This window comes from Aquirufa sp. A-Brett2-W8 (assembly GCF_054558755.1).
On sequence record NZ_JBPXKS010000006.1, the window covers coordinates 60,698 to 84,992 of the forward strand.

Here is a 24,295-nt window from a genome sequence, read left to right on the forward strand (position 1 = left end):
CCCTCACCGGCAGCCTTTTTTTTATAATTGGATAGCAGGCCGCTCATCCAAGAAATAATAGCGCCGCGGTAGATAAGGATTCAACACTCCCATCCAATAAGCAGAGGGTTTCTTCATGAAATACCAAGTGGCACCCCGCCAGCTTTTTAGCCAGATCGGGTTCTTGTATTTTATCTCTTTGCCCAAAATCAAATAGGATTGCCCCCTACCTTCCGTGGGTTGTCGAACATAGGCAAAATGCTTGCCATGGTAATTCCATTGAATATTTCCTTCTAAAGGCCAGCGCCGCGTCAAGGTATCCTTCACTCCTTCGTTCGACCACAATGGGCTTAGATGTGATTGAATCCAGGCAGGTTCAACAGATACAGGTAAGGAGGCAATGGAATGTCGTCCTAATTTTTCAACCCAAACTGCCTCGCCCTTTAAAGTACTCAGGTACGCCGCTGGTTCTGACTTTGGTGTTTGCCAAAACAACAAACTAACGAGTGCATAACCTTTCCACCTACGAGGCGCCCAAACTAAGAGGGCAATAGCCATAAAATAAACCAAAATTTCAAGCGGCGAAATGCGCAAAAAAGGAATCACCGAGGTAAAGCGCTCCACCCATTGAAACATCAATCCATGCAGTAATCGAAAACTAGTTGAAAGTAAATAAGCCAAAGGCTGAAAGGCCCATTCGGGCAAAAAAGAGCCAATCCCCAGTAGCAAAAAACCTAAAAAGAGCGCAATAGAAGAGAACAGAATCAAAAAGGGATTAAGTAGAAAAAAAGAAACCGGGTGCGGTAATTGATGAAAGTAAAACACAATCAATGGCCAGGTAAGTACTTGAGCAGCTAAAGCGACACAGGTTAATTCCCAAATTTGGGTCAAAGGCCAGCGAAACAACCCTGTAAATCGAAAAAGCCTAGCCCAGCGTTGCTGAAAGGCGATTAATCCCCAAACCGCTAAATAAGATAGTTGAAAACCTGGGTCATACAAAGAGGCTGGATGTATAAACAGCAGCACAAAAGCGCTAAAGGCGAGGGTATTCAGACTCTCTTGTCTGTGGAGGAAGGTTTTGGCAAATAAAATCACTGAAAACATCCAAGCGGACCTCAGCACCGGCAAAGAAAAACCACTAATCCCCGCATAGCACCACAGCAAGGCCATCATCAACCCAAAAAACACATAGGGTCCCACCGGCCGGCGCTTCAATAAAAAACCAAAAATCAAGGAAAGACCCATATACAAAAGACCCACATGTAGTCCAGAAACCGACAAAATGTGAATCGCCCCTAGAGCCGAATAGGTGGACAGTGTTTCAAAATCAATCTTCGTCTTCACGCCTAACAACATCGCCTCCGCGACATCCCGATCACGGCCCGGCTCAAAAGCGCGCTCTAACAAACTAACAAAATAGCCCTGCGCTTTTTCGAAAAAGCTCGCCTCCTCCACGCCTTTCCGCAAAAGCCGAATTCGATCTACCGAAACATAGGCCGATCCCCCAATGCCCTTCAACGCATAATACTCTCGCCAATCTTTCTCATGTGGGAAGAGTGGTGCAGGAAACGACTTTAATCCTGCGCGAACTTCATAGACATCCCCTGACCTAGGCCTGGGTATTTGATTAGACATATACAGCCGATATAATCCCGGACTTGGGCTCCAAATCGCTGAGGAATTCCGAGTACCTAAACAGCGAGCTAAAACAGACCAGCTTTTGGGTTTTTGCTCCACTTGACCTTCCACTTGAAAAACCCAGGCGTCGCTAGGGGGCTTGCTTACTAGGGGTTTTAAATAATCAGTCCAGGCCATCGAACTCGCGATCAGCAGTGCCGAAATACCTATACTTTTTACAGTACGAGAGGGGAAGAAAAGTAAAGGGGATGAAAGAAAAAGCCAATAATGACTTCCTGAAAATAGGATTCCCAACATCCAAAACAGGACGATTCGGACAAAAGGAAAACGAGAAAAATAGGAATTCATCGATTAGGCGGAAAGGCCTAAAGGTAGAAGTTTTTAGTAGAGATTAAGGCCTCCACTTCATCAGGAACTAGATATTTAATGGATTGCCCTTGTTGAATGCAGGCCCGAATATAGGTAGCCGAAATATGTAAAACAGGCGCCTCGATCCGCTGAACGTTCTTATGTTCCCACAAATCTGAGCTTGGCTCTTCTCCTCGGGGATAGACATAGAGGCCATAATAATCAAGTATTTGGTGGTAGTTTTTCCAGCTTTTGAACTGTTCTAAATTATCGCCCCCTAAAATGAGTTTGAATTCGGTCTCCGGATGACGCTCGGCTAAATGAACCAGCGTATCTATCGTGTAGGAAGGACGCGTTAAAAGAAACTCGATATCTGACGATTTGAAGGCAAAATTATCTGCAATAGCCCGGTCCACTAGATCTAAACGATCAAATTCGTGCAAGAGACTTTTGGTTTTTTTATGTGGATTTTGGGGAGAAACGACGAACCAAATTTGGTCTACCTCCGTCTGATTCAACACGGCCTGCGCAATGATCAAATGACCCTGGTGAATGGGGTTAAAAGAACCAAAAAACAGGCCTACTTTCATGCTTTCTTCAATTGATCGTATAAGGTTTGCGCACCAGCCAAGGCCTCCTCCAGCTTATCATTCACTAAAATTACATCAAATTGTTCCTGGAATGACCACTCAAATTTCATCTTAAATATACGCTTCGACAAAGCCTCTTCGTCTTCTGTGCCACGTGAACGCAAACGATCTTCCAGCATTTCGAGGGTAGGAACCTTCACGAAAACCGCTAATGCGCGATCCCCGTAATATTTTTTCAAGGCCAAGCCTCCACGAACATCCACATCAAAAATCACGTGCTTTCCTGTCGCCCAAATGCGCTCAATCTCTGATTTTAGCGTTCCATAATAGGCACCAGAATAGACCTCTTCCCATTCCACAAATTCATCATTTGCGATTTTTTGGCGAAAGTCATCGGGCGTTAAAAAATAATAATCCTTTCCGTGCTCCTCATGGCGACCCCGTTTATCCCGCGTACACGCCGAGATAGAAAAGCCTAAATCAGCATTGCGCGCTAATAATTCTTTAACTATAGTAGTTTTGCCAGAGCCCGAAGGGGCGGAAAATATGATGAGTTTGCCTTCCAAAAATTCTGATGATTATATGAACCAACAAAATAAGGGAATTAAGAGCAATATAAGCAGTAGAATCGATGATATTTTTAAACGAATGCTATCCATCAAACTGGATGGGCATTTCGAGTGGCAGGAGGATTTTAATGCTTTACGCAAAGCTAATTCCAGCTCATGTCCTTCTTTACAAGGCAAACACTGATCCTTGTTAGCTAAAAATGTTGACTCTTCCTCCGCAGTCGCTTCCTTATCCAAGATTCGTTGGATCAGCTTCAGGCAATCAGATTGGTGGGAACAATTCGTCTTCATAATTTTTATAACAGAGCTTCTACTAAATTAGTTCCTGACTAGGCTGACAACATGTCAGTTTTATAGCCCCTCTTTTCCGCATAGGAGGCTAAGGTTTCTTTTAAAAAGGCACGAGCGCGGTGGAGTCGAGAACGTACGGTACCGATGGGTATATTCAGGATTTTGGCCATTTCCTCGTAGCTAAACTCCTCTAAATCACACAGGATGATGATCATCCTAAAATCAACAGGTAAAGCCTGAATGGCAGTCGTAATTTCATCCCCTAGCATTTCATTCACCGTTTCAGCCTTCAAATCCGCTTGAAAAGCGGGTTCCGGATCGTCGTCCCCGGCAAAAGATTGCTCCACCCATTCGAATTCTACTTTGGATGGACCTCGGGATTTTTTTCGGTAATCGTTGATGAAGTTATTCTTGAGAATGCGGAATAACCAGGCTTTGGCATAGGTACCAGGTTCAAAAGACCCAATAAAACGAAATGCGCGCATGCACGTATCTTGCACTAAATCATGCGCATCATCCTCGTCATTCGTTAGTCGAAGGGCAAAATTATACATCGCATCTAGGTGAGGCACAAACTCTTTTTCGAAGAGTGATCTTGATTGCGATTCTGTCAGCGCGATGGCTGAACTTGTTTCTGTACTCATGGCGGTTTATCTATAAGATATCCCTATGCTTACAATTTAAACGCCAAGAATGAAAGATGACAAAAAGACTTATTTGCCTTTGTTAAATAACTCTAACAAAGTAAATACGACAAGTCCCAAAAGGGTACTTAAAAATGCCTTCAACAGGCTGAGTCCGAATAAATTGGCATTACTTGCCTCTAATAGAAACAATACGAGATGATGCGTGAACAACATCATACCTAAATAGGGGAAAAACCACATCCATTTCATCTCATCAAAACTAATGGAAGACCGCTCATCATACCCATTCGCAGGTGTCAAAAAGCTAAAGATGGCTGGTCGCAACCAAGCCACTAAAACCGTTGCAAAGGCATGCATGCCGTGCGTATTATAAAATATATCTAATAACCAGCCTAAGGCGAATCCACCAAAAATTAGATAAACAGGCGGCGTATCAATCGGTGCTTTCACGATCGCCCATAAATAGATGAAGCAAAATCCATAATAAAATAAGGCCAAATCCCGCAAGAATAATAATTGAACGACGATCGATACAACAACCGCAATCAACCACTTGTATTGAAAATTTGCGCTCATGTTAGTCGATTTTAGGTTTAGCTTGTTCTAATTTCTCCTGCTGTCCCGAAAATTTATTCTCAATCACATACACATACCGCAGTGTGGAGAAATGAGTCAATAACATTACTTTAATGTCATGGAAAGTGCCGTCATCCTGCAAACCGACTTTAGCCACAATCCCAATCGGAATATTAGGAGGATACACCGCATTATAGTCGGAGGTGACGATGGTATCGCCTTTGACCACTTTCTTGTATTTGGATACATCCATTAGCTCTGCCACTTCCGTCTGGTAGCCTGGCCATTTAAGGTAGCCTAGTTCGCCGGATGATTTGATTTTCGAAGAAACCGTATTGCTTGTGTGTAAAACTGATACGATTAAAGCCAAATCCTGGGTACATGAAATCACCTTCCCCACAATTCCAGTCGAAGAAATTACGGCCATTCCGGGCTTAATACCGTCTTTGTAGCCTTTTTCGATGGTTAAATAGTTTTGGGAGTTACGCGTGCTTTGGTCAATTACTTTACAAGCAATGGGTTTGTAGCGATCTAAGGCAGCTGTGCTAAAAAATACCGGAAGATCAGCCTTCTGTTGTACTTGCGCCTGCAATTGAAAAATTTGTTGATGTAATTTTTGATTCTCTAAGGCTAATTCGCCATTGATTTCCCGCAATTGATGGTAAGATGCCACTTCTTGTCGGGTGGACAAAATTGATGCAGCCCAAGCATTCGTCGTATTAAAATAAATAGTATGCTGGTAATTATTGTAAGTAAACACAGACCAAAGACTGATCCCCTGCAGCAGAACAAACAAGAGCAGGTTTCGCTGACGCAATAAAAACTCAAACAGTTGATTCATCCCCTACTAGGTAATCAATACCGCACGGTATTTCTCTAAGTTTTTCAAGATCTCCCCCGTTCCACGAATTACCGCCTTCAAAGGATCATCCGCCACGTGCACTTTCAATTGCGTCTTCTTCTCGATACGCTTATCTAATCCGTACAACATCGCACCACCACCCGCTAAATGAATACCGTTGTGGAAAATATCGCCAGATAATTCAGCTGGAGCTCTTTGTAAAGTCTCCATAATCGCCACCTCAATTTTAGTAATCGAGCTATCTAAAGCATAGGCAATCTCCGAATAATTGATTAGGACTTCCTTAGGGATACCTGTCATTTGATCACGGCCGCGAATTTCAAAATCCGCTGGAGGATTCTCTAATTCTGGTAAAGCAGATCCTACTTGAATCTTGATCTGCTCAGCAGAACGCTCACCGATAACTAATTTATGTTCTCTTAATAAGTAATCTTTAATGTCACGCGTGAACTCATCCCCCGCTACACGAATCGAATTTTCTACTACGATACCACTCAAAGAAATAATCGCCACTTCCGTGGTTCCTCCTCCGATATCTACTACAAGTGATCCATTCGGTTGTTCAATATCAATTCCGATACCGATTGCCGCAGCAATAGGTTCGTGTACCATATACACTTCACGTGCTCCAGCGTGTTCTGCGGAGTCTTTTACGGCTCTTTTTTCCACCTCGGTAATACCTGATGGAATACAAATCACCATTCGTAAGGCTGGAGAAAAGAAGGAATTTCCTTTATCCATCATCTTGATTAAACCACGCATCATTAATTCTGCCGCGGTAAAGTCAGCAATCACACCGTCTTTTAAGGGACGAATTGTCTTGATGTTATCATTTGTTTTTTCGTGCATCATCATTGCCTGACGACCCACCGCTAGCACCTTATTGGTGTTACGATCTAATGCAATTATGGAAGGTTCATCTACGACCACCTGATCTTTGTGAATAATCAAGGTGTTCGCCGTACCTAAGTCCATGGCAATATCCTTCGAAAGAAAATTAAATAAGCCCATCTGATTTTGTGATAGTAAAACACAAATTTACATAAAAAATGCCCTAAATTTTGAAAAAAATTGAAATTTACAATTTCCTCGAAATAATCATAAAATAGGCCAAAGCAGATGCTCCGAATTACTTCCATCCGATAATCTGCCTCTTATTGATATATTACAAATAAATACCCGAAAAAAAACAGGACAAATCACGCAAATTAATCGACGAAATAATTTGGAATTATTATCTGTTTTATTAGTTTTGTCCAGGTTTATTTAGGAAATCGTATTAATTACACCGTTTGGTGATAAATTATGGAAGATTACAACAAGATCATTGAGTCCTTAGGTGTCAAATTCATCAAAGCGAGAAACATTAGAATATTACAACCGATTCGTATCAAGAATTTCTATGATGTAGAAAATTCACTCTTGATATTGTACAAAGGGGAGGTATCTTTTGGTGAAGAGGAGACGCCGGTAGAAGAGGGCGATATGCTATTTATCCCTGGCGGTAAAATGATCAGCGTAACTTACGGAAATGCAGAAAAACCGAAAGCCGTGAACAATGAAGAGTTCATGACACATCGGGAATTGTATTTTGACCAAAACACCGACGCAGCTCAAATCGGAACGCAACCTAACTCGTTCGGAATGGTGGCCTTCGAAGCGAAAGTTTTCGATTCAGTTAACTTCTTTACTTCCCTAGATATTCCTCCGTTCATAATCAAACGCGACGATAAATTAGCGGCAACCATCCGCAAGATCTTAGAAGAAGATCTTTCTGATGCCATTGGTAAAGGACGAATTATCAAAATCAAAACGGAAGAGATCGTGATTGAAGTGATTCGTTACATCATCGAGAACCGTTTGTTCGTAGAGCAATTAGCGACGAACTCGACTTATTTCAAGGATCCTCGCTTAATCGATATCTTCGCCTACATCAAGGATCATTTAGGCGGTGATTTATCGAACAAAGTTTTAGCAAACGTTGCTAACGTTTCTGAGGACTATGTAGGTCAATATTTCAAGATGTTAACGGGTATTAACCCTCAAGATTATATCGAGTACCAGCGTATGGAAGCGGCGGTAGGTTTACTTCGTACGACGAAGAAATCCATCCGTGCGATCGGTTCCGAGGTAGGTTACAAAGACACCGCGTATTTCTGCCGTCGTTTCAAGATGATGTTCGGCATTCCAGCTGGAAAGATGAGACGAAGAGAGTCGTTGATGAATATATAGAAAAAAAAGCCTGCTGAAATCAGCAGGCTTTTTTGTTAGTAACTAGTATCCAGTAGTCAGTAGTCAGTAGTCAGTTTCTGATTAGCGACTGTCTACTGTTTACCGGCTACTGGCTACTGTAGACGAAGCTCCGCTTCGACTACATCAAATACTTCAACTTCACTAATTCTCTCTCCGTCAAGAATCTCCAGCTTCCGCGTGGAAGATCTTTCTTCGTTAGGCCAGAGAAAGTGGTGCGATCTAGTTTCGTTACTTCGTAACCTAGGTGTTCGAAAATACGACGAACGATACGATTTTTGCCAGAGTGGATTTTAACGCCAATGACGTAGCCGTCTGGAGTGACTTTGGCTAAATCATCTACTTTAATTTCGCCATCCTCTAAAATTAAACCTTCCTTGATTTTCTCGAAATCCTCGTCTGTCAAGGGCTTGTCTAATTCAGCTTGGTAAATCTTCTCGATCTCGTTCGATGGATGCGTTAATTTATCCGCTAATTCACCGTCGTTTGTTAACAACAATAAACCTGTCGTGTTTCTATCTAAACGTCCCACCGGGTAAATACGCGATTCTGTTGCGTTCTTCACTAATTCCATGACGGTCTTGCGATCGTTCGGGTCGTCGGTGGTTGTTAAAAAGTCTTTTGGCTTATTTAATAACAAGTAAACTGGTTTTTCGCGGTTTAACTTACGGTTACCGTATTTTACGATATCCGTCGGATGCACCTGGTAGCCCATTTCTGTGATTACCTTGTTATTTACTTTGATTTCACCCGCCTCGATTAATTTATCTGCATCGCGACGAGAACAAATTCCCGCGTTGGCGATGTAGCGATTTAAACGAATTTCGTCAGAACGACGATCGGTTTGGGCGATTTTCTTTTGGATTTTCGCCGGAGCACGCTCCTTGTAGCGATCTAATTTATATTGTGGCTCGAAAGCGGGACCTGCATCAAAACGCGAACGGCTTTTAAAGGTCTCGCGATCCGAATAACGTGGATTGCGAGATCCTTCTGGACTCTCCGTGCGATCTGCAGAACGCTCTGTGCGCTCCTCATACTTACGCTCAATGCGCGCAGTTGGATTTTCATCACGCGGTGTAGTCGACTCTTCTGAACCCTCAACCTTCGGGGTCGCATCGCGATCCCAGCGATTATCTCCTTTATAAGGTGTACGTGTTGGATTTTCAGTTCTACCAAAAGGCTTGCGTTCGCCGCCTCCTTGATAAGGTTTGCGCTCGCCATCAAATGGCTTACGATCTCCACCTTGATATGGTTTGCGTTCGCCGCCTCCTTGATAAGGTTTGCGCTCGCCATCAAATGGCTTACGATCTCCACCTTGATATGGTTTGCGTTCGCCGCCTCCTTGATAAGGTTTGCGCTCGCCATCAAATGGTTTACGATCTCCGCCTTGATAAGGCTTGCGTTCGCCGCCACCTTGGTATAGTTTGCGTTCTGATGAAAAACGATTAGTTGATTCTGATCTAGGTGCACGTGGCGCGCTAGAGTCATTGCGTGGACCTCTGAATTCACGAGGGGCACTAGAGTCATTACGTGGTCCGTTAAAATCACGGCCTCCTGAAGGGCGACCATCTGATCTGCTTGCAGATCTTCCTGTGGATCTGTCTGTTGATGCACGACCTTCTGATGGTCGGCTGTCACGACGATTATCGTCGTTTGAAATTCTTTTTCTCATAATTGTACAACATCACTGCTGGGAATAAATGATGACGAACGTTTGTCATCTTGCTTTCGATTGTCGAAATTTAGGCAAAGGTATATAAAATAATCGGGTTTGTATTTACATTTACGTTAGTTTAGCCATATATGAAATTCCTAAAGCCATTCTATTCAAGCGTTTACCTCTTTTTGATAGCGATCGTCGGCTTAGTAAGTAGCTGTAATTATGACGCGCGTCTGTTCAGAAAAGCGAAGCAAAATTTCGAATTAGGGGAATATGAGTGGACGATTCGGGAAGTTAAACCTTTGGCACAAAGATACTTCAGAGCCGCTGAAACAAATTATTTTGTAGCGGAGTCCTATCGACTTTCGAACCGCATCCAGTTTGCCACGCCATTTTATTTAATTGCCAAAGAAAAGGGCTACGAAGACAAAAACATCAACTTGAATCTTGCCTACGCCGCGAAAGCGAATGGAAAATATGCGGATGCGAGAAAATACCTGAAAGAATTTATCGATTCCAAACCGTCCCGCGAATTAGTGGTGAAGGCCGAAATCGAATTAGATAATTTACCAGCGGTAGAGGAATACAATAAAAAGCCGAGTCCGGTAAAGATTCAGGGATTAGTGGGTAATACGAATCAAGCGGAATTTGGCCCGATTAAAATGGGGGATGACCTGATTTTAACGAGTTCGAAGAAGCCTTTGATTTATAAAAACAACGGACTGCCCTTCTTAGGTCTCTATAAAGCTCACCTGAAAAAACCCGGAGAGATCGAAAAGCTGGAATTGTTCAGCCCTAATTTATTGGATGCAAATGCAAACGAGGGAACGCCCGCCTTTTCGAAGGAGGGGAATTTGATGGTTTTTGCTAGAGGAAATTCGGGTAAAAGCAAGGATCCGTCGCCGGATGTGGATTTGTATATATCTACCAAAAGAGACGGCAGCTGGTCTACCCCAGAACGATTAGCCATTTCTGATTCGATTGGCTGGGACGGAAGTCCCGCTTTCTCGAGAGATGGGAAAACGCTTTATTTCAGTTCTAATAGACGCGGAGGAAAAGGCGGACTGGATTTGTATCGGGCACCGATGGATAATTCAGGACGTTTTGGAAGACCGATAAATCTAGGATCGACTATTAATACACGGGGTAACGAAATCTTCCCTTATGTTTCCGAAGATGGCAAACTCTACTTTTCATCTGATGGACACCCTAGTCTAGGTGGTTTAGATATCTTCGTGGCTAGCCGTAGCGGTGATGAAATCCAAATCGAACACCTCGGCATACCGGTGAATTCGGTGGGCGATGATTTTGGCCTATTTTTATCGGATGTGACCCAAGGCTATTTTAGCTCGAACCGCGTAGGTGGAAAAGGGGATGATGATATCTATTATTTCGAGTCCACTGGTTCCGAGGATCGTTGGTGGTCGAATGAAATCACCATCACGGAGAGTTCTGAGCCAGCAAAAGTGGCTTTATATCATCTAAGAACACAAATCCTGAATGCTAGAAACAAGCCAATTGCTAACGCAAAAGTAGGAATCAAACGTAACGGAGAAATTCAGCCGGTGATGTTTACGGATGCAAAAGGATATTTAGACATCATCGACTTAAATCCTGCCGACCAAATAAGCTTCAATGCCAGCAAAGAGAAATTTTTAACCAAGCGCAGTGAGTTTTTGATGGATGGCCGGGATATTCCAAGGCAATTATTGAAGAAAGAATTGACTGACACGACTTTTGACCACAAAATTATCCTAGGCCAAGCCGAAGTGGGCGAGGAAATTGGTGCTTTATTTGATGTTAATCCGATCTATTACGATTTAGATAAATCAACTATTCGTCCGGATGCAGCTGTAGAATTAGATAAAATCGTACAGGTATTAAAGGATAATACCGACATTTCCATCGAATTAGGCTCCCACACCGATGCACGTGCAAGTGCGAGCTATAATGTGAAATTATCGCAAAGACGTGCTGAATCAGCCGTTAAATACATCATCGAACACGGAATCGAGGCAGCGAGAATCAAAGCCAAAGGCTATGGAGAAACGCAGCTCATCAACGGTTGCTCCGATGGCGTCGATTGCAGCGAAGAAGCACACCAAGAAAACCGCCGAACAGAATTCAAAATCACTGATCTAAATGACTAATTACGTTCTAAAAAATGCCCAAATAGTTAATGAGGGTAAAATAATCACGTCCGATCTTCGTATTTCAGAAGGAAGAATAGCTAAAATAGCTACAGAAATTACGCCTACTCCTGGAGATGTGGTTTTAGACCTTAAAGGAAAACACGTTTTCCCAGGGATGATCGACGATCAAGTACATTTTAGAGAACCTGGCTTAACCCATAAAGCAACTATCGCTAGTGAAGCGCGCGCAGCTGTGGCGGGAGGAGTGACGAGTTTTATGGAGATGCCGAACACAATTCCCAATGCTTTAACTCAGGAATTATTGGCGGATAAATACGCGATTGCGGCGGCTGGATCTTTAGCTAACTACTCCTTCTTCATGGGGGCCGGAAATGATAATTTAGAGGAGGTTTTAAAGACCAATCCCCGCGATGTTTGCGGCGTTAAAATATTTATGGGCTCATCGACGGGCAATATGCTGGTAGATAATACGCAGACTTTGGAAAAATTATTCTCCAGCTGCGAAATGCTTATCGCGACGCACTGCGAGGATGAACCTACGGTACGCGCAAGAACGGCTCTTTTCAAAGAAAAATACCCAGAAAACGCCCCGGCTTACATCCATCCTTTGGTTAGAAACGAGGAGGCTTGTTATTTATCGTCCTCCATGGCGGTGGATTTAGCGAAGAAGAATAATACCCGTTTACACATCTTGCACATATCGACAGAGGAAGAATTAGCCTTGTTCGAGACAGGAAAAGCGGTGAAGGATAAGAGAATTACGGCGGAAGTTTGTGTTCACCACCTATGGTTTGACGCCTCCCAATATGATACTTTGGACAATCAAATTAAATGCAATCCTGCGATTAAAGATGCGCACCACAAGACGGCTCTGCGCAAGGCTTTGATCTCCGGGGAATTGGATATTATCGCGACAGATCACGCGCCACACACCTGGGAGGAAAAGTCCCAGGAATTTTGGAAGTCGCCATCAGGTTTGCCCTTAGTGCAACACCCACTATTAATTATGATTGATATTGCCAAAGAAGGTCACATCAGCCTCGAGCTCATCGCCGAGAAAACGGCGCATGCGGTAGCGGATTGTTTCCAAATCGAAGAGCGTGGCTACATTCGCGAGGGATATTGGGCTGATTTAGCGATCATCGATCTACAAAAACCGACCAGCGTTTCTAAGGAGAATATTCTGTACCAATGTGGCTGGTCACCTTTAGAAGGTCAAACCTTTTCCGCCTCAGTGGCACATACCTTTGTTTCAGGTCACTTAGCTTATTCGAACGGTTCTTTTAACGAAGCCGTTCGGGGGAAACGCCTTTTATTCAACCGCTAACATGTCCGCACTACTCCCCTTTTATTCCCCTATCGGATTAGAAGCCGGCTTAGATGAAGCAGGGAGAGGTTGTTTAGCGGGTCCAGTAGTTGCCGCAGCGGTTATTTTGCCGCGCGATTTTCACCATCCTTTTCTGACAGATTCGAAGCAAATGACCTTGCGTCAACGCAATGAATTAAAGCGTTTAGTGCGGGAATATGCGATTGATTATGCCATCGCAGAGGTGGATGCGGCGAAAATTGATGAAATCAACATTTTAAAGGCGAGTATATTGGCGATGCACCTAGCGGTGGATCAGTTAAAACATCGGCCGGAGCATTTATTGGTCGACGGAAATCGCTTTTATAGCTACCCATTAATCCCACATACCTGTGTGGTAAAAGGGGATTCGAAGTATTTTTCGATAGCGGCTGCCTCTATTTTGGCCAAAACCTACCGGGACGAATGGATGGAAAAAGCAGCTTCTGAGCACCCTGGTTATGGTTGGGAACGGAATGCCGGCTATCCTACGCTTCAACATAGAAAAGCCACACTCGAAAATGGTCAAACAATACTCCACCGAAAAACGTTTAATGTAGAAATAAAATAATTTCTTAAATTAGCCCTTTATGAAGCTACGTATACTCCTACTTTTCCTACTAAGCTATTCAGCTCTGGCGCAAGAATCGTTCAGAAAAGAGCGTGCCTTACGTATGGGCATGCAACAAGATTCTATTTACCGGGGTGCTCAGGAGATAGCAAAAAAAAGAGGTATTCCGCTTAAAGTGGATTTAGGAAAAGATAATACCCTCCATTTTCAGGGATTTTCTGAAATAGGCGAAGCGCTCTATTTAAAGAATGAATCCAATGAACAGGCGGCTAAAATGACCAAAACTAACCTTTTGTATCCAGGCGCCTCGTTAAATATCGGCATTACGGGAAAGTCTGACTCCATTAAAGGCAAATTAGGCATGTGGGATGGTGGAGGAGTATTATCTACGCACCAAGAATTTAGTGGAAGAGCTACAGCGGCACAAACTATTGCCACTACGAATGACCACGCTACACACGTAGCTGGAACCTTAATCGCCGGTGGTATTAGTCCTTCAGCGAAAGGTATGGCTTATGGGGCGGATTTAAAATTTTGGGATTTTTCTAATGATAATTCAGAAATGAGTACCGCTTCCACATCACTTTTAATCAGTAACCACTCCTATGGATACCAAGCGGGCTGGGTCTACGATGAAACCAAGAAAAAATGGCAATGGTGGGGAAATGATGCCGTGAGTGAGGATGAAGACTTTAAATTTGGTTTATATGATGCAAATACACAAACATGGGATCGCATTGCCTACAATGCCCCTAACTACCTAATTGTCAAATCTGCCGGTAATAGCCGTAATGAAAATGGCCCTGCAGCAGGAGCCTACTATTTACTCCGATCCACTAGTGACTCTTCTAATAAAGCTAGAGCTAAAAACGATGGCTACGATATCATTTCTACCTCTGGAACGGCGAAAAACATCCTAACTGTAGGAGCTGCGTCTATTTCTTCACTTATTCCAACGAAGGGATCCGACCTAAGTATTTCAAGCTTTACTAGCTGGGGTCCTACAGATGATGGACGTGTAAAACCTGATGTCATGGCCATAGGCACCAGTATATTCTCTACGGATAATTCAAATGATAAATCCTACGATACTAAAAGTGGAACATCCATGTCTTCTCCACAAGCTGCTGGCTCTCTGTATTTGGTTCAACAATTATACAACCGTCTAAATAAAAATACCTTTATGTTATCCTCCACCTTAAAGGCGGTGGCGATACATACGACTTTAGATATGGAATCCGCAGGCCCAGATTATAAGTCGGGTTGGGGCCTAATTCAACTAGATAGAGCGGCTGAAGTCGTTAAAAATACAGGGAATAGCCATCAACTGACGGAAGGGAAATTAGGTCAAGGTGAAACAAAAACGTATACCTTTATAGCGTCAGGAAATGGCCCATTAAAAGTCACTTTGGCCTGGACTGACCCAGAGGCGTCGACATCTTCAGGTTTGAATGACCGGACTCCTCGATTAGTGAATGATTTAGACATTCGGCTGACTAGTGGCTCATCCACATTTTTGCCTTATACGTTAGACCCGGCAAACCCGGCAAGCCTGGCTGTCCCAGGCGACAATATTCGCGACAACGTAGAGCAAATAGTTATCAGCAATACGCTTCCCGGCCAAACTTTTACCTTAACTATCAAACACAAAGGCACGTTAAAGAATAGTAATCAAGACTTCGGTTTAGCGGTTTCCGGAATCGGCGGGACGGCATATTGTGCTATTACTCCATCGACTGCCACGACTAATTTCCAAACATTTAGCTTAGGAACAGTCAAAGATTCCACTGGGCTTAAGCCCGTATTTACCGCAGAATTAGGAGCAACCGTACCAGTGAAATTCAACTTTGCTGGAACAGGATCAAAGCAGGTTCGCCTGTACGCTGACTGGAACCAAGATGGGGATTTTGTTGACTCAGGAGAGGAGCTCTTTAATTCAGCCAATACCGCAAGTTCAATAAGCATTCCAAGTAACTTAAAGCAAGATAATTATTACCGTATGCGTTGGGTGGCAGAAAACGGAAGTGGTTCCGCGCCATCTTGTGGAGGTATTAGCTCGGGGGAATCCAAGGATTATGCTTTGCAAATTCTACAGGCTTCGAAAGATTTTTCCGCGGTCTCCGTAGCTCAAGTAAGCTCAGCCATATGTGCTAGCAATGGGTTGACGAGTTTTATAGCCAAAGTAAAAAACGTAGGTGCATTGACTCAAACGAATGTTCCCGTTCTATTGGAGATAAAATCAGGTGCGACTAGTGTGGGTACCGCAACAGGTACCATTAGTACCTTAGCCTCTGGAAGAGAAACAGATGTAACACTTGCAGGAAATGTTACTTTAATAGCAGGATCGAGTTATACATTCCTGTTAAAACCGCAATTAACGGGGGATCAAAATTCAGCGAACGACCTCTACTCAAATAATAAAACTATTGAAAACCCAGCTGCTCCTATTGTCACAGGAACCATTTGTAGTGGAGCGTCAGAATTGAGTTTAGCGGCGAGCAACGGGAGTCCCTTATGGTATAACGGAAATACACTTTTAGGCGCTGGGACGTCATTAAAAGCGCCGTCTACCGGGACATTTTATGCGGCATTTGATAATTTAAATACGACGATGGGGCCGGCAACTAAAGCGGACTTTGGGAGTGGTAACTACTACAGTAACTTTGGTCCTGAACCTATCTTTACTGTGACCCAACCCACTATTTTAGAGTCAGCAATCGTATACATAGGTACGTCAGGGACGGTGACTTTTGGAATTTTCGACAAAGACTCAGGAGAATTAATTGCCTCTGTTACTAAAGATCTGACCGCAACTCGAACTTCTGCTAACGCCACGACAGTCAACAGTCAATTAATCGACGATAAAACGGATCCTGGGCAAACGGTTATCCTAAACCTACCTTTTCCTAAGGCAGGAAATTACCTTTTATCTCACGTCTGTTCAAATGGCTCTTCTATATTTAGAAGTAATCGGACCAAAGCAGATACAATTAACGCTCCAACGAACATCGGTTACCCTTATGAAATTCCAGGCGTATTAAAATTAACTGGTGCTTTGTTTAACGGCGCGCAAATTCAATCCGGATATTATTACTTGTACGGAATGAAATTCAAATCATATGCTTGCCCAAGCCCGAAAGTACAAGTGAACGTCACAACAGGCACTAGCCCCGTTGTAGCTGTGAGTCCGACAGGGGCCTCCACTGTTTGCTTAGGGAACAAAATCACCTTAACGGGCACTCCAGTCTCTGGAACGCCTAACTACCAATGGTTTAAAAATGGAACAGCCATTGCAGGTGCCACAACTAACAAATTAGACGTAAATACTTCAGGAGCTTATACGCTGAATTCAAGCTTCAATGGCATTTGTCCTGTACTGTCAACTGCGTCCACTATTACAGTAACGAGTCCACTAGAACCGCTAATCACCTTTAATCAAGGTATATTAACGACATCTACTGGAACAGAGATACAATGGTATTTGAACGACGTAGCCATCTCAGGAGCCACGGCCACGACGTATAAACCAACAGCAAACGGTATTTATAAAGTAAAATTGAAAGATGCTAATGGTTGTTTGGCCTCAGCATCTTATGGAATAACGATTTTAGCTGCCACGGCTGACAATCCATATGCTACTTTTTATGCCTTCCCTAATCCGGCTATCGAGGAATTACACATTGCCATCCCTAGTCCTTTTGCGGCGTCTTCCTACCGAATCCGAATTAGTGATTTACAAGGAAAAGAGATGAGAGATTATAGAGTAGAGAGAAGAGATTTTACTCTAACTATCGATATCTCACAGCTTAAAGCGGGGAATTATGTGATTAATTTCCCTGAGCTAGAAAACCAGGTGTCCATTAAATTTCAGAAGAATTAAAATGTTGTTTTAGCCCAAACAAAGATCATTCGAGGCGACGCTGCCTCGTCGAAAGGAGATAGTTTGTAATCTCCTTTCAGGTCGACTAAACTAAATCCTGCTTGTGCGGCATAGGAAACGAAGTCGTTTTTCGCGACTAATTCGACCTTCTCTACAAAAGAATAGTTTTGCCCTTTATCTGTAAAATCGATTGATTTATGCAAATATCCTGATGCTGACCAACGCTTAATTTGAAACGAAATCCCTTCCCGGATCACCGTTTCAGAAGGAACTAAATTCGCTAAGACATGGATGGGATTAAAGAAATCCAACACCAGCAAGCCGTTCTCTTTTAGCCCTCCAGCGAAGGTGTTGAATGCTTTTTGATTGTCATTTTGATCATCGAAATAACCAAAACTAGTGAAGAAATTAAAAATCGCATCATATTGGTTTTCGAGAGGTAAAGGCTCCCGTAAATCGTGTACAAAAAACAAAAGGTCTTCGTTTTCAAACTCTTGAGCTGCCTCAATATTCGCAGGGGATAAATCGAAGGCGTCCACGGTGAATCCCAATTGCGCTAAAGTAATGGCGTGACGACCTTTCCCACAAGCCGCATCGAGAACGTGAGCTCCGGCAATTAAATGCAGTTTTTGCTGAAGCGAGGCGATAAAATCTGCCGCTTCACTTTCGTCCCGCTGCGCATACAGAATATGATAATAAGGGGAATCAAACCAGGTACTAAACCACTCTTTAGATACCATTATTTGCGAATATTGACATTCGTTAAGAAATCTTGGTAAGCTAATGCGATCCCGTCTTTCAATTCGATTTTATGTTTCCAGCCCAAAGAATGTAATTTAGCTACATCCATTAATTTCCTAGGTGTGCCATCCGGACGCGATGTATCCCATTGAATGGATCCTTCGAATCCAACAATTTGCTTGACCGTTTCGGCTAATTCCTTAATGGTTACGTCGATACCAGTGCCGATATTCACCAGTTCGGAATCGCTATATGTTTCCATTAAATAGACACAGGCTTCGGCTAAATCATCTGCGTGTAAAAATTCGCGCATCGGTGATCCTGTTCCCCAAAGTGTCATGGAAGTCTCTCCTCGTTCTTTAGCTTCATGAAACTTACGAATCATAGCAGGCAGCACGTGAGAATTTTCTAAATCATAATTATCGTTCGGGCCATACAAATTTGTAGGCATCACGGAAATGAAATCACAGCCGTATTGTGCCCGATAAGCTTCGCACATTTTGATGCCGGCAATCTTCGCAATGGCATAAGGCTCATTCGTCTCTTCTAAGTATCCACTTAATAAATAGGACTCTTTTAAAGGCTGAGGCGCTAATTTAGGATAAATACAAGACGATCCGAGGAATTGCAATTTTTTAACTTTATTCACAAGGGAGGCGTGAATGATATTGTTTTGGATAGCCAAATTCTCGTATAAAAAATCAGCGCGATAGGTGCTATTCGCTATAATACCGCCTACTTTAGCGGCCGCTAAAAACACATAATCAGGTTTTTCGGTGGCAAAGAAGGCTGCCACTTTTGCTTGGTCCCGTAAGTCTAATTCAGCTGAGGTCCTCAGCAACAAATTCGTATATCCTACACTTTGTAATTTTCGAACGATGGCGGAACCCACCATTCCGCGGTGTCCAGCTACATATATTTTTGCTTCTTTTTCCAATGTTGTAATGCAATAAGGCCTCAAAAAATCCTTACAAAAATACACAAAGTCTCTCAGGTAATAAGTTTAATTCGTAATTTTGGGAAAATTAAAAGTGCGCTTATAATGCCGACTCGTTTACCCCTTTTCTTTTTACTGTTTTGTTTGAGCCTTTTCGTTCAAGCACAGAATCGGGCTATTTCAACGTCCAAACCCCTCATAGATACCTCTGTTCACGAAAAAGGTTTATTAGGCGGTCGATTTACATCTGGATTAGAAGGTAAGGCGGCGGAAGCGAAAAAATTCAAAGAAGATAGTAAAGCTTTTATAGAGAGCTTAGGGGTGAAGGATTTGGGTAAAAAAATAGTCAAAACAGCAAAGAAAAAATTCCAGCCAAAAGACGAATACGAAAGCATCAAAACCGAACGCAAACTAGGCAACTATGGTAGCGGTGTTCGCATGACCGTCGAAGAAGTTAATGTAGTGAAATATGTGGAAGATGAAGCCCTAAGTCCTTATTCTCAGGATATTTTCATCTTTGACCCTTCTCAATCCCGTGTCGTTTCTATTCCTTCAAAGGACACGAAAAATGCTCAAATCTGCCACGGACCTTTCAAGAAATATGTGAATCAAAAACTTATCGAGGAAGGTTTCTACTTCATGGGCGTAAAAGATGGGCGCTGGGAAAACTATGGTCCAGAAAATGAATTAGAAAATAAGGTCTACTTTGAAAAAGGTTTTACAGCCGGGTCCATTATTCACTATTATGATGCCTCTAAAAAGAAAATTCAAGAGGTGATTCCTCGCTTTTATGGAAAAGTACGCGGCACCTATTATTCCTTTTATCCGAGTGGGGGTTTAAAGGAAGACGGTCGCTTAGACGATAGCGTAAAAGTAGGTCGCTGGAGAGAATACCATGAGTTTGGTAGTGGCGGTCGCTTGAAAAAAGAATGGAAATTCGCAAAGGATAAATTCGATGCAACTGAGCCTATTTTAATCCAGGAACGAGATCAACAATCGAAAGTAATTTTTCAGACTCAAGCACCTCTTTCCCAGCACAAATCCGAAAATATCCCTCCGATTAACTCAGATGATGAAGATTTAGTAGATGAGGATTCCACCGAAAATTCGGACTTTGTTCATCTATTGCATCCATATGAATTTTCGGAAAGTTTAATTCGATTACTAATTCCTGGGGAAGACTATGCACTTGCCTCAGGATATTTGAATATACACCAAACCCCGCCTGATTTTACTGTTTAATTGATTTTTAGAACCATTTAAACAACTTTATGAAACAATCAGAATACATTCAATCCTTTATTAAAGGGGATTGGAAATCAGGAATCGCGGTCTTTTTAGTCGCTTTACCCCTTTGTCTAGGTATCGCCCTCGCTTCGGGAGCCCCCTTATTAGCTGGCCTTGTGGCTGGTATCGTGGGAGGAACTATCGTTTCTCTTTTATCGGGATCAGAATTATCTGTTAGTGGCCCAGCCGCTGGATTAACCATCATCGTGGCGACAGCCATTATTGAACTAGGTTCATTCCCTGGCTTTTTAGTTGCTGTCATACTTGCCGGTGGAATTCAAATCGCTCTTGGGCTGCTGAAATTGGGGAAAATCGGAGGATTCTTCCCTTCATCTGTCATTCGAGGCATGTTAGTTGCGATCGGAATTGTCATTATTTTAAAGCAAATCCCACATGCGATTGGAAATGATTTGAACTTTATTGGGGAATTTGAATTTGACCAAAAAGATGGAAAAAATACCTTTTCAGAAATTTTAGCCTCCTTTTCTACCCTGAAAGCTGGGGCCTTATTCATTTCTGCCATCGGATTAATTATTCTGTTTTCGTGGACGAAACTAGGCGAAACTTTTCGCTTTATGAACGCGCTTCCTGCCTCCTTATTTGTGGTTTTGGCGGGAGTAGCGATGAATGAAAGCTTCGCAATCTGGGCGCCAGACTGGTATTTAGGGAATTCGAAAGACCATATGGTGAATCTGCCTATTTTTGCTTCGACTAGCGAGGTTTGGGGCGGATTAGTCTCGCCTGATTGGAGTTTTATCACAAATTCTAAAGTGTATTCCATCGCCTTAACATTAGCGATTGTCGCTTCGTTAGAATCCTTATTGTCCTTAGAAGCAACAGATTCATTAGACCCATTAAAGCGAATTTCATCGCCAGATAGAGAGCTTTTAGCACAAGGCGTGGGTAATGTAGCCAGTGGATTATTAGGTGGAATTCCGATTACTTCGGTGATTGTGCGATCCTCTACAAATGTCTATTCTGGTGGAAAAAGTCGCATGTCCGGGTTTTTCCATGGCATCTTGCTTCTCGCAGCGGTACTTGCTTTGCCTTTGTATTTAAACAAAATACCTTTGGCCTGTTTAGCGAGTGTTTTATTGTACACGGGATATAAACTTGCCCATCCATCCGCTTTCAAAAAGGTAATTGCAGAAGGCTGGAAGCAATGGGTTCCCTTTTTAGTCACTGTCGCCGTGGTCGTAGGTGTCGACTTATTATGGGGAATTTTTATAGGTACCTTAGTAGGATTAATCTTCGTAATACTGACAAATTATTCGTCTGTCTTTACGGTTTTTCAAAACGGAAATGAGGTATTAATTAAATTCCAAAAGGATGTAACCTTCTTGCACAAAATGTCTTTAAAAGAAGCGCTTCGAAAGATTCCAGCGGGATCTGAAGTCTACATAGATCTGTCTAAAGTGCACTTCATGGATCACGATATCAAACAACTTATAGATGAATTTATCGCCACAGCTCACGAAAGAGGCATTGAGGCAGATTTAAAAAAGAAATAATCATGAAAGAATACAAAAAATTATTATTGAGTAACAAGGCTTGGGCTAGCGAAAGACTAGAGTTAGACCCGACCTATTTTGACAATTTGTCGAAAACCCAAACTCCTCTTTTCCTTTGGATTGGTTGCGCAGACAGCCGCGTACCTGCGGAAGAAATTACGCATGCGGATCCAGGTGATATTTTTGTTCACAGAAATGTGGCCAATATGGTGGTGCATACAGACATTAATTTATTGTCCGTTTTGCAATATGCCGTTGAAGTCTTAGAGGTGAAACACATCATTGTTTGTGGTCACTATAATTGTGGTGGCGTGAAGGCAGCGATGACGAACCAAGATTATGGCCTAATCAATAAGTGGCTTCGCAACATCAAAGAAGTCTACGAAAAACACTACGAAGATTTGCATGACATCACGGATGAAACGGCACGCTTCAATAAACTAGTGGAATTGAATGTAGCGGAACAGATCCAAAACCTAGCGAAGACGTCCATCGTTCAAAAAGCCTGGAAAAATCGCCAATTCCCTCACTTGCACGGATGGGTTTTCGATATCCACAAAGGCGAGATTAAAGAGGTGTTGAATATCAACGCCGGAGAATGGTCGAGTCCTGTTTTTCACTACGATTTTTAAAAAAAAGAGGGGGCCGCTGCGCGGCCCCCTCTTTCATTCTATTCAGTAAACTAAACCGTCGTCTTGATCTTCAATTCATCTAATTGAGCTTGCGCTAAAGGAGATGGAGAATCAATCATCACGTCGCGTCCCGCGTTATTCTTAGGGAAAGCGATGTAATCACGAATTGAATCGGTTCCACCAAATAACGAGCAAAGACGGTCAAAACCAAAGGCTAAACCACCGTGCGGAGGCGCCCCATATTCAAAGGCATCTAATAAGAATCCGAATTGTGCTTGAGCTTCCTCCGGGGTGAATCCAAGAACTTCGAACATTTTCGACTGAAGGTCTTTTTGGAAAATACGAATCGAACCTCCTCCTACTTCCACCCCATTCACGACTAAATCGTACGCGTTCGCACGAACTTTACCCAATTCCCCAGCTAACATCAACGGAATATCCTCGGGCTTAGGGCTAGTAAATGGATGGTGCATCGCAAACCAGCGATCTTCCTCCTCACCGTATTCTAATAGTGGGAAATCTACTACCCAATGCACTTTATAGTTATTCGGATCACGTAATCCCATACGCGTTCCCATTTCTAAGCGTAATTCGCTCAATTGCTTACGCACCTTGTCTCCTTCACCTGAAAGAACCAAAATTAAGTCCCCTGGCCCCGCGCTAAACGCCGCTGCCCAAGTCGCTAAATCTGCTTCTGAATAGAATTTATCCACCGATGATTTCACCACGCCGTCCGCTTGAACGCGGGCGTAGATTAAGCCTTTTGCGCCAATCTGTGGACGACGAACAAAATCCGTTAATTCATCGATTTGCTTGCGGGTATATTCGGCTGCACCTTTGACACAAATACCTACTACGGTGTTCGCCGCATCAAAAACTTGAAAATCTTTGCCAGACGTTAAATCCACGTCGTCGCCTTTCAATTCCACGAATTTCATCTCAAAACGAATGTCCGGCTTGTCCGAACCGTAGTTTTTCATCGCGTCCGCATAGGTCATGCGCGGCACCGTTCCGATGTCGAAGCCTTTCACGTTTTGGAACAAATGACGAATCAATCCCTCAAACATATTCAGGATATCTTCTTGCTCCACAAACGACATTTCGCAGTCGATTTGAGTAAATTCCGGCTGGCGATCTGCGCGCAAATCTTCATCCCGGAAACACTTCACAATTTGGTAGTAGCGGTCGAAACCGGATACCATCAATAATTGCTTAAAGGTTTGCGGAGACTGCGGCAAGGCATAAAATTCGCCTGGATTCATCCGAGAAGGTACGACGAAATCGCGCGCACCTTCAGGAGTTGATTTGATCAAAACAGGTGTTTCCACCTCGATAAAATCTTGCTTATCTAAGTAATTTCGCACTTCACGACCCACGCGGTGACGCAATTGCAAATTTTCACGAATCGGATTACGACGCAAGTCTAAATAACGGTATTTCATGCGAATATCATCGCCGCCATCGGTCTCATCTTCGATTAAGAAGGGAGGCAATTTAGCCGGATTCAATACGCGCAATTCGCTTACTTTGATTTCGATATCTCCGGTAGGCATCTTGTCGTTTTTAGACAAACGCTCTACCACAGTACCTTTCGCCTCCACCACAAATTCACGACCCAAACTACGGGCCAGCGTTAAAGCCTCCACAGACGATTTTCCTTCTTCTAACATCAACTGAGTAACTCCGTAACGATCCCGAAGATCCACCCAAATCATCCCCCCTTTATCTCGTGAACGCTGAACCCAGCCACAAAGTATTACCTCAGTGCCCGCGTGTTCGATGCGCAATTCGCCATTTGTATGTGTACGTAGCATAAAAAAAATTAAAA

General features: G+C 43.0%; 20 protein-coding genes. 9 read left to right on the plus strand and 11 right to left on the minus strand.

Features of this window, described 5'->3' with window-relative positions; all coding sequences use genetic code 11:
- Positions 1 to 21: 21 nt before the first annotated feature.
- The 3 genes from ACST13_RS06655 to gmk are packed head-to-tail and all read right to left on the minus strand — an operon-like array spanning position 22 to position 3,121.
- A complete protein-coding gene (locus ACST13_RS06655; RefSeq protein WP_459522429.1) occupies positions 22 to 1,965 on the minus strand; it encodes a ComEC/Rec2 family competence protein in 1,944 nt (647 codons plus the stop codon).
- Positions 1,966 to 1,982: 17 nt separating this feature from the next.
- Positions 1,983 to 2,555 (minus strand): nicotinate (nicotinamide) nucleotide adenylyltransferase, encoded by a 573-nt coding sequence (nadD, locus tag ACST13_RS06660; protein WP_459522430.1) that lies wholly within the window; start codon positions 2,553 to 2,555, stop codon positions 1,983 to 1,985.
- Positions 2,552 to 3,121, minus strand: a complete 570-nt coding sequence (gene gmk / locus ACST13_RS06665; protein WP_459522431.1) for a guanylate kinase — start codon at positions 3,119 to 3,121, stop codon at positions 2,552 to 2,554. The genes nadD and gmk overlap by 4 nt, the downstream gene beginning before the upstream one ends.
- A gap of 16 nt (positions 3,122 to 3,137) precedes the next feature.
- Here gmk and ACST13_RS06670 point away from each other — a divergent pair, with 16 nt between their 5' ends.
- Positions 3,138 to 3,308, plus strand: coding sequence for a hypothetical protein (locus ACST13_RS06670; protein ID WP_459522432.1), 171 nt, complete (start codon positions 3,138 to 3,140; stop codon positions 3,306 to 3,308).
- Positions 3,309 to 3,453: 145 nt separating this feature from the next.
- Here ACST13_RS06670 and ACST13_RS06675 read toward each other — a convergent pair whose 3' ends face one another.
- From ACST13_RS06675 to ACST13_RS06690, 4 genes are all read right to left on the minus strand, one after another.
- Positions 3,454 to 4,059: a sigma-70 family RNA polymerase sigma factor gene (locus ACST13_RS06675; RefSeq protein WP_459522433.1), complete on the minus strand. Its 606-nt coding sequence runs from the start codon at positions 4,057 to 4,059 to the stop codon at positions 3,454 to 3,456.
- A 69-nt stretch (positions 4,060 to 4,128) separates the two neighbouring features.
- Positions 4,129 to 4,638, minus strand: coding sequence for a hypothetical protein (locus tag ACST13_RS06680; RefSeq protein ID WP_459522434.1), 510 nt, complete (start codon positions 4,636 to 4,638; stop codon positions 4,129 to 4,131).
- Between the two features lies 1 nt (position 4,639).
- A complete protein-coding gene (gene mreC, locus ACST13_RS06685; protein ID WP_459522435.1) occupies positions 4,640 to 5,479 on the minus strand; it encodes a rod shape-determining protein MreC in 840 nt (279 codons plus the stop codon).
- Between the two features lie 6 nt (positions 5,480 to 5,485).
- On the minus strand, positions 5,486 to 6,511 hold the full coding sequence (locus tag ACST13_RS06690; RefSeq protein WP_459522436.1) for a rod shape-determining protein: 1,026 nt from the start codon (positions 6,509 to 6,511) through the stop codon (positions 5,486 to 5,488).
- A gap of 294 nt (positions 6,512 to 6,805) precedes the next feature.
- Between ACST13_RS06690 and ACST13_RS06695 the strand changes: the two genes are divergently transcribed.
- Positions 6,806 to 7,732: a helix-turn-helix domain-containing protein gene (locus ACST13_RS06695; protein ID WP_459522437.1), complete on the plus strand. Its 927-nt coding sequence runs from the start codon at positions 6,806 to 6,808 to the stop codon at positions 7,730 to 7,732.
- Positions 7,733 to 7,871: 139 nt separating this feature from the next.
- On the opposite strand, the gene ACST13_RS06700 is transcribed toward ACST13_RS06695, so the two are convergent.
- Positions 7,872 to 9,422, minus strand: coding sequence for a pseudouridine synthase (locus tag ACST13_RS06700; RefSeq protein ID WP_459522438.1), 1,551 nt, complete (start codon positions 9,420 to 9,422; stop codon positions 7,872 to 7,874).
- 131 nt (positions 9,423 to 9,553) lie between these two features.
- On the opposite strand from ACST13_RS06700, the gene ACST13_RS06705 reads away from it, so the two are divergent.
- Genes ACST13_RS06705 through ACST13_RS06720 form a run of 4 tightly spaced genes read left to right on the plus strand, consistent with a single transcriptional unit; the run spans position 9,554 to position 17,359 of the window.
- A complete protein-coding gene (locus tag ACST13_RS06705) occupies positions 9,554 to 11,560 on the plus strand; it encodes an OmpA family protein (RefSeq protein WP_459522439.1) in 2,007 nt (668 codons plus the stop codon).
- A complete protein-coding gene (locus ACST13_RS06710) occupies positions 11,553 to 12,890 on the plus strand; it encodes a dihydroorotase (protein WP_459522440.1) in 1,338 nt (445 codons plus the stop codon). The genes ACST13_RS06705 and ACST13_RS06710 overlap by 8 nt, the downstream gene beginning before the upstream one ends.
- Position 12,891: 1 nt before the next feature.
- Entirely contained in the window at positions 12,892 to 13,479 is a 588-nt protein-coding gene (locus ACST13_RS06715; RefSeq protein ID WP_459522441.1) for a ribonuclease HII, read from the plus strand.
- A gap of 19 nt (positions 13,480 to 13,498) precedes the next feature.
- Positions 13,499 to 17,359 (plus strand): S8 family serine peptidase, encoded by a 3,861-nt coding sequence (locus tag ACST13_RS06720; RefSeq protein ID WP_459522442.1) that lies wholly within the window; start codon positions 13,499 to 13,501, stop codon positions 17,357 to 17,359.
- Here the strand turns inward: ACST13_RS06720 and ACST13_RS06725 are convergent.
- Both ACST13_RS06725 and fcl read right to left on the minus strand, forming a co-directional pair.
- Positions 17,356 to 18,099 carry a class I SAM-dependent methyltransferase gene (locus tag ACST13_RS06725; protein ID WP_459522443.1) on the minus strand — a complete coding sequence of 248 codons (744 nt, stop codon included), beginning with the start codon at positions 18,097 to 18,099 and terminating at the stop codon, positions 17,356 to 17,358. The genes ACST13_RS06720 and ACST13_RS06725 overlap by 4 nt on opposite strands.
- Positions 18,099 to 19,037, minus strand: a complete 939-nt coding sequence (gene fcl / locus ACST13_RS06730) for a GDP-L-fucose synthase (RefSeq protein ID WP_459522444.1) — start codon at positions 19,035 to 19,037, stop codon at positions 18,099 to 18,101. The genes ACST13_RS06725 and fcl overlap by 1 nt, the downstream gene beginning before the upstream one ends.
- A gap of 144 nt (positions 19,038 to 19,181) precedes the next feature.
- On the opposite strand from fcl, the gene ACST13_RS06735 reads away from it, so the two are divergent.
- Genes ACST13_RS06735 through can form a run of 3 tightly spaced genes read left to right on the plus strand, consistent with a single transcriptional unit; the run spans position 19,182 to position 22,467 of the window.
- Positions 19,182 to 20,279 carry a toxin-antitoxin system YwqK family antitoxin gene (locus ACST13_RS06735; protein WP_459522445.1) on the plus strand — a complete coding sequence of 366 codons (1,098 nt, stop codon included), beginning with the start codon at positions 19,182 to 19,184 and terminating at the stop codon, positions 20,277 to 20,279.
- Positions 20,280 to 20,308: 29 nt separating this feature from the next.
- Positions 20,309 to 21,835, plus strand: coding sequence for a SulP family inorganic anion transporter (locus ACST13_RS06740; protein WP_459522446.1), 1,527 nt, complete (start codon positions 20,309 to 20,311; stop codon positions 21,833 to 21,835).
- Between the two features lie 2 nt (positions 21,836 to 21,837).
- Positions 21,838 to 22,467 (plus strand): carbonate dehydratase, encoded by a 630-nt coding sequence (can, locus tag ACST13_RS06745; RefSeq protein WP_459522447.1) that lies wholly within the window; start codon positions 21,838 to 21,840, stop codon positions 22,465 to 22,467.
- A 50-nt stretch (positions 22,468 to 22,517) separates the two neighbouring features.
- Here can and aspS read toward each other — a convergent pair whose 3' ends face one another.
- Positions 22,518 to 24,281, minus strand: coding sequence for an aspartate--tRNA ligase (gene aspS / locus ACST13_RS06750; protein WP_459522448.1), 1,764 nt, complete (start codon positions 24,279 to 24,281; stop codon positions 22,518 to 22,520).
- Positions 24,282 to 24,295: the final 14 nt, after the last annotated feature.